The following is a 6,676-nucleotide window of genomic DNA, read 5'->3' as shown; positions in this document are numbered from 1 at the left end:
ACCATTTGCCTGACGACGCAAGGCAGACACCTCATTAAAAAAGCCGTTCAGCGCCTCGATGATGTCTCTGAGGGCACTTATAATGGCATTAGCGAAATCGAAAAATCGGCCCTTAAATACTTATTGAGGTGTATTGCGAATGTTGAGCTCGCTGTCGCGGATAAGCGCGATACGGGGTCAGTGAATAATTCTAGGCCAGTATCCGAGATTGATCACGGGCCAGTGCAGGTAGCGCCAGAACGGCGTTTCAGGTTGCGGCTAGAGGAACGAGTTGGTCACCTCTTGCGTCGTGCGTATCAGCGGCACGTTAACGTCTTTCAAGAATATCTTAGCGAGTTCCAACTAACTGCGGCTCAATATATAGTGCTCGGTACCGTGCTCGAGCTTGGTGTTTGTTCGCAGAGCGATCTGGCTCGACATACGGTTATCGACCATACAACCGTCAGAGGCATCATTAGCAGGTTGGGCGTTCGAGGCTTGTTGCTTACCGAAGTTGACCCCGAAGACGCGCGTAAAGTAAATGTAATCCTTACGCAGTCCGGTAGGGCTGTCGCGCAGGAGGCATTTCATCGTATCGATAGTGTGTCCGAAGTGACGTATAACGGGATTAACGATGCAGAACGTGTGGCGTTAAAATTCTTGTTACGGCGCATTGCGGACATACCTATTCCTTCGGGCCCTGTCTTGTGACTGCGGCAACAGGCCTGCATAAAAAGGGTGGCAAGCACGCACCAGCGTACGCAATGAACCCAAACAAGCGGGCAGGTGTTTTCATCGCTACAGGCTTGTCCACAGGTTGCACGGCGGCCTCAGCATTCAGGTTTAGCCATTGAGCCGCGCTGCGTCAGGCGCGGTGCCAGTCGCCATGAAAGCTCAACGGTGTAGTGATGCCCATAAAATCATCCAGCACGCGCTCGAGGTGCTTGACCCCGAAGAGCGCGCCCAGCTGGGGGTGTCCTTGAAAAAAATCGCCGAGCACATTTGCCGCTACTGAGCTAATACGGCTGTCTGCTGAGTTAGTGTTTTTGCGCGGCGCTTGCCTTAGTGTTTCAGCGTAATGTCTATACGCGCGCCTTCTTGAGGCAAGGTAAATACGGCTTCGTCAAAACGCGCCGCCCGACGCGCCGCCTCGGGGTTGTTCGAGAACCCGTAGCTCTTGGTAGGCATGCCGAACAGATTGGTTTCAAATTTGCCACTGCTGTTGTGGTCATGAAAGGTTGACACGGCATAGTCGCCTGCCGGCAAATCAGTTTGTACTGTGGTAGAAAGCTTGTGGGGGTCAATAGCCACCATGCCGCGCCACGCGGCCTGGTCCGACTCAAACGGAAACCCTGCGCTTGACGCGAACACGGCCACCGCCATGTCGCCCTTAGCGTTTTTTATGTTGCCAATGTGAATGGTTAGCGGCGCGGCGGCTAACAGGCCTGCATAAAAAAGGGTGGCAAACATGGCAGCAACGTACGCAATGACCCCAAGGCCGTTGAAACGGCCGGGTGTTTTGTTCGCTACGAGCTTGTTCACAGGGTGCATGGCAATCTCAACATTCAGGTTTCGCCATTTAAGCGGCATTGCGTCAGGCGCGGTGCCAGTCGCCATGAAAGCTTAACGGCGTAGGATGGTTTAAAAGTACGCGTGCCACGGGCCCGTCGGCCAGGCTTTGCGCACGAAATATACCCAGAAACGACTTGCCTTGCTTGCCGTCAAGGCCGACCGTAAGCAGCCAGCCCTGGTTGGGGCCGGCTCCGGGCTCGGCAACGAATATTGGTTCGCCCAATTGGGTGTCTTCGCCCAGATCGGCAACCTGTTCTACGCCGCTTTGTACATCAATGCGGGCCAGGCCTTGATGAAACACGGTGGGGTGCGGGGCGGTAGTAAAGTATCCGACCTGGTGCCGGCGCGTGCTGTGCCGGGAATCCAGCATGGGAAACTCGCAGTTTCTGTCGCTAAGCAGGGTTTCGGTCAGTTTGCGCGGCACCGGGTCGACAATGTAACGGGTCAGCAGCCCGCTATGTTGCTGCAGGCCCTCGCGCCCTTGCATGACCGTACGTAGCGCAGCGTCTTGGCCCAAAAAGTGGTCGGGGGCGGCGTACGACACAAAATCCGCAATTATTTTGCCGCCTTCTTCGTAGGCATTCAGGCTGTGCCACATGAAGCGTGAAGGGGCTTCCAGAAACACGGGTTGCCGCTCGCCCTGGCGGTCGATAACCATGAGCAGATTGCCGTCATCGGGCTTCCAGCGCACGCTGTCCATATAACTATACGCACCACTTAGGTAGCGCAGCGGCGAGAAAATGGCTGGGTGCAGCAGTACCAGCGCGTACCGTTCGCTTAGAAACCAGTCGTGCACATAGACGCTGCGGGGTACTTCAAGGCGCTGGTGGGAAAGTAACTGCAGGTCGGCGCCGTGCTCGACCAAATGAATGTAGTTGCGTCTTCCGTACTCGAACGAAATCAGCGCCCATCGTCCGTTGGTGGGGTCGGTTTTGGTGTGGGCCTTGAAGTCCAGCTTTTGATCGGGCGGCCCCAAATGTTGTTCACTCAGCGTTTCAAGGTCTTTTGGGTTCAGGCCGTAGGGCAGCCCAATTTCGTCAAAGGCGTAAAGCCGCCCGTGCTTGCAAAATACGGTGACGCCGGCTTGAGTCTGAATGCGATGTCCGAAATTTTTTAAAATGCCTCCGGGGGCGCGAGTTGACCAGGTGGGCAGCACGAAACGCCCGGCCTGTTGTTCGCGCTGGAACTTGGCAGTGCGCACAAAACGGTTGCGATAGCGGACGCGGCCGTCGGGGCCGAAGCTGAAGGCCTGGATCAGGCCGTCGCCGTCAAGCAGGTGGCGTTTTCGCACCCCGCCCAGCTCGAAGCGGCCCGGGCCGTTGCGGTAAAGCGTGCCGCGCAGCCCCGCTGGAATCTCGCCTTGTACTTCGGGGTAATAGTCTTGTTCTTGCGTAACCGAGGCGGCCAGGCCGTCGCGATATTGGGTGATGCGCATGTTGTCTCCTGCCCGTTGACCTTGGGGTTTGCGCCATGCTAATATGGCTAGCTAACTACAAAAAGGCGGCGCAAGTTGTGCCGATTTTGTAGTTGATGCAAGTGTGTGGGGGTTTATTTAATAAGCTCTTTGCACACACCGGTTGCAACCCCCGCTCTTTTACAAGTTTTGTGTTAGGCGGTTATTGCAACTAGCAAGCAACCGCCTAAATTGTTTTTACGTTCTGAAACGTTTACCTAGCGTTCAAGAATAATAACGACCTAGGCGAAAAATTGGTACCTGTAGTGCTGGGTGCCCGAAGTTTTAGTACGTTCAATGCTCGCCCATTGCCTGGGCGCGTAAAAATCACAGGATGCGTAAAGGTTATGCCAACCATTAGTCAACTCGTGCGCAAGCCGCGCGAAGTCAGTCGCGCCAGCAGCAAGAGCCCCGCGCTCGAAAACTGCCCTCAGCGCCGTGGTGTTTGCACTCGTGTTTACACCACCACCCCTAAAAAGCCAAACTCGGCCTTGCGTAAGGTTGCCAAAGTGCGCCTCACCAATGGTTTCGAGGTTATCTCGTACATCGGCGGCGAAGGCCACAACCTGCAAGAGCACTCGGTAGTTCTGGTGCGCGGCGGTCGTGTCAAAGACTTGCCCGGTGTTCGTTACCACATCGTGCGTGGCTCGCTCGACCTGCAAGGCGTTAAAGACCGCAAGCAGGCGCGCTCCAAGTACGGTGCCAAGCGCCCCAAGAAAGCTTAAATTTTAATCGGCCGGTATTCGGTCGTATCAGTGCAGCCCTGGGTTTGCCCAAGGCATGTAAGTAGTCACCTCCATTGGGTGGCTGTGGCCGTGCAAGGCACGGTTCAACTGAACTGTCACAAGGAAGTTATAAAATGCCCCGTCGTCGCGAAGTTCCCAAACGTGAGATTCTCCCCGACCCCAAGTTCGGCAGCGTAGAGCTCGCCAAATTCATGAACGTCGTCATGTTGTCCGGTAAAAAAGCCGTCGCAGAGCGCATCATCTACGGCGCCTTTGATCACATCCAGGCTCGTACTGGCAAAGAGCCCATCGAAGTGTTCAATACCGCGATCAACAACATCAAGCCCGTCGTCGAAGTTAAAAGCCGTCGGGTGGGTGGCGCAAACTATCAAGTGCCCGTCGAGGTTCGTCCCGTGCGCCGCCTGGCTCTGGCCATGCGCTGGCTGCGCGAAGCTGCAAAAAAGCGCGGCGAAAAGTCCATGGATCTGCGCCTGGCCGGCGAATTGCTTGACGCATCTGAAGGGCGTGGCGGAGCAATGAAAAAACGCGAAGACACGCACAAAATGGCCGAAGCCAACAAGGCATTCAGCCATTTCCGTTGGTAATCTAAGGACTCACACATCATGGCCCGCAAAACCCCCATCGAGCGCTATCGCAACATCGGTATCTCTGCACACATCGACGCAGGGAAAACCACCACCACCGAGCGCATTCTGTTCTACACCGGCGTCAACCACAAAATTGGCGAAACCCATGAAGGCTCGGCCACCATGGACTGGATGGAGCAGGAACAAGAGCGTGGCATCACCATCACCTCGGCCGCAACCACAGCGTTCTGGCGCGGCATGGCGGGCGATCGTCCTGAGCATCGCATCAACATCATCGACACCCCCGGACACGTCGACTTCACCATTGAAGTCGAGCGTTCCATGCGCGTGCTCGATGGTGCTTGCATGGTTTATTGCGCAGTGGGCGGCGTTCAGCCCCAATCCGAAACCGTATGGCGGCAAGCCAACAAGTACGGCGTGCCCCGCCTTGCGTTCATCAACAAGATGGACCGCACCGGCGCCAACTTCTTCAAGGTTTACGACCAGCTCAAGCTGCGTCTTAAAGCCAACCCAGTGCCTATCGTCATCCCTATCGGTGCCGAAGACAACTTCAAGGGCGTGGTCGACCTGGTCAAGATGCGCGGCATCATCTGGGATGAAGCCAGCCAGGGCACAAAGTTCGAGTACGTCGATATTCCCGCCGAGCTTCAGGCCACGGCCGACGAGTGGCGTGAAAAGCTGGTCGAAGCTGCTGCCGAAGCCAACGAAGAGCTCATGAACAAGTACCTCGAGTCGGGCGAGCTCTCGGAAGAAGAAATCAACGAAGGCGTGCGTCTGCGCACCATCGCCGGCGAAATCCAGCCAATGTTGTGCGGCACGGCGTTTAAGAACAAGGGCGTACAGCGCATGCTCGACGCGGTTCTTGATTACCTGCCTTCGCCTATCGACATTCCTCCTGTACAAGGTCTCGACGACGACGGCAATGCCATCAGCCTGCCCGCCGACGACGATGCCAAGTTCTCGGCGCTGGCGTTCAAGCTCATGAGCGACCCGTTCGTGGGTCAGTTGACCTTCGTGCGTGTGTACTCGGGCGTGCTGCATGCCGGCGAAACCGTGTACAACCCGGTTAAAGGCAAAAAAGAGCGTATTGGCCGCATTCTGCAAATGCACGCCAACAACCGTGCCGAAATCAAAGAGGTTCTGGCGGGCGACATCGCTGCAGTCGTGGGCCTGAAAGACGTCACCACGGGCGAAACCTTGTGCGACGTCGGTCAGCACATCCTGCTCGAAAAAATGGAGTTCCCCGAGCCCGTTATTTCGCAGGCTGTTGAGCCCAAGACCAAAACCGACCAGGAAAAAATGGGCGTCGCCTTGTCGCGTCTTGCACAAGAAGACCCTTCTTTCCGCGTCACCTCCGACGAAGAGTCCGGCCAGACCATTATTTCCGGCATGGGCGAACTTCACCTCGAGGTTCTGGTCGACCGCATGCGTCGCGAGTTCGGTGTTGAAGCCAACATCGGCAAGCCGCAGGTGGCCTACCGCGAAACCATTCGCAAGACCTGCGAAGAGATCGAAGGCAAGTTCGTCAAGCAGTCGGGCGGCCGTGGTCAGTACGGTCACGTCGTGCTCAAGCTCGAGCCTCTCGAGCCGGGCGGCGGCTACGAATTCGTCGACGCGATCAAGGGTGGTGTGGTTCCTCGCGAATACATCCCCGCGGTCGACAAAGGTATCCAGGAAACCCTGCCTGCGGGTGTGGTGGCCGGCTACCCGGTGGTCGACGTCAAAGTTACGCTTTTCTTCGGTTCGTACCACGACGTCGACTCGAACGAAAACGCGTTCCGCATGGCTGCCTCCATGGCTTTCAAAGACGGTATGCGCAAGGCCAGCCCCGTGCTGCTCGAGCCCATGATGGCCGTTGAAGTCGAAACGCCTGAAGATTACGCCGGTACCGTCATGGGCGACTTGTCCTCGCGGCGCGGCATGGTTCAGGGCATGGAAGACATCCCCGGCGGTGGCAAGATCATCAAGGCCGAGGTGCCTCTGGCCGAAATGTTCGGTTATTCGACCAGCTTGCGTTCGCAGACCCAAGGTCGGGCAACCTACAGCATGGAGTTCAAGCAGTACGCTGAGGCTCCCAAGAACGTCGCTGAAGAAGTCATCAGCGCACGCGGCAAATAAGTAATTAGGGTTTCCGCCCACCACTTCAGTGGTGGGCGGCAAAAAATTGTTGTTTCCTTGAAAATATTGATGGGATGAATCATGGCAAAAGGTAAGTTTGAGCGGACTAAACCGCACGTAAACGTAGGAACGATCGGCCACGTTGACCACGGCAAAACGACGCTGACGGCGGCGATCACAACGGTGCTGGCCAAAGAGTTCGGCACGGGCGACGCCAAGGG

At 56.5% G+C, this 6,676-nt stretch carries 8 protein-coding genes; 6 read left to right on the top strand and 2 right to left on the bottom strand.

Annotated elements, in window-relative coordinates; genetic code table 11:
- Both VL003_RS10630 and VL003_RS10625 read left to right on the top strand, forming a co-directional pair.
- Positions 1 to 690 (top strand): MarR family winged helix-turn-helix transcriptional regulator (locus VL003_RS10630; RefSeq protein WP_325442265.1); only part of this gene is annotated, 690 nt, incomplete at its 5' end.
- 175 nt (positions 691 to 865) lie between these two features.
- Positions 866 to 994: a hypothetical protein gene (locus tag VL003_RS10625; protein ID WP_325442263.1), complete on the top strand. Its 129-nt coding sequence runs from the start codon at positions 866 to 868 to the stop codon at positions 992 to 994.
- A 47-nt stretch (positions 995 to 1,041) separates the two neighbouring features.
- Here VL003_RS10625 and VL003_RS10620 read toward each other — a convergent pair whose 3' ends face one another.
- Positions 1,042 to 1,596 carry a DUF2141 domain-containing protein gene (locus tag VL003_RS10620; protein ID WP_325442261.1) on the bottom strand — a complete coding sequence of 185 codons (555 nt, stop codon included), beginning with the start codon at positions 1,594 to 1,596 and terminating at the stop codon, positions 1,042 to 1,044.
- Positions 1,574 to 2,986 (bottom strand): carotenoid oxygenase family protein, encoded by a 1,413-nt coding sequence (locus VL003_RS10615; RefSeq protein ID WP_325442259.1) that lies wholly within the window; start codon positions 2,984 to 2,986, stop codon positions 1,574 to 1,576. Before VL003_RS10615 ends, VL003_RS10620 begins: the two co-directional genes overlap by 23 nt.
- A gap of 365 nt (positions 2,987 to 3,351) precedes the next feature.
- Here VL003_RS10615 and rpsL point away from each other — a divergent pair, with 365 nt between their 5' ends.
- The 4 genes from rpsL to VL003_RS10595 form a co-directional block, all read left to right on the top strand.
- Entirely contained in the window at positions 3,352 to 3,729 is a 378-nt protein-coding gene (gene rpsL / locus VL003_RS10610; protein WP_026067970.1) for a 30S ribosomal protein S12, read from the top strand.
- A gap of 134 nt (positions 3,730 to 3,863) precedes the next feature.
- Positions 3,864 to 4,334, top strand: a complete 471-nt coding sequence (gene rpsG / locus VL003_RS10605) for a 30S ribosomal protein S7 (protein WP_325442255.1) — start codon at positions 3,864 to 3,866, stop codon at positions 4,332 to 4,334.
- Between the two features lie 18 nt (positions 4,335 to 4,352).
- Positions 4,353 to 6,455, top strand: coding sequence for an elongation factor G (gene fusA / locus VL003_RS10600; protein WP_325442252.1), 2,103 nt, complete (start codon positions 4,353 to 4,355; stop codon positions 6,453 to 6,455).
- Between the two features lie 81 nt (positions 6,456 to 6,536).
- Positions 6,537 to 6,676, top strand: a 140-nt coding sequence (locus tag VL003_RS10595) for a GTP-binding protein (protein WP_325438696.1), incomplete at its 3' end; no start/stop codon positions are given.

This window comes from Pusillimonas sp. (assembly GCF_035515275.1).
Classification (GTDB): domain Bacteria; phylum Pseudomonadota; class Gammaproteobacteria; order Burkholderiales; family Burkholderiaceae_B; genus Pusillimonas.
This window is presented reverse-complemented; position numbering and strand designations above follow the sequence as displayed.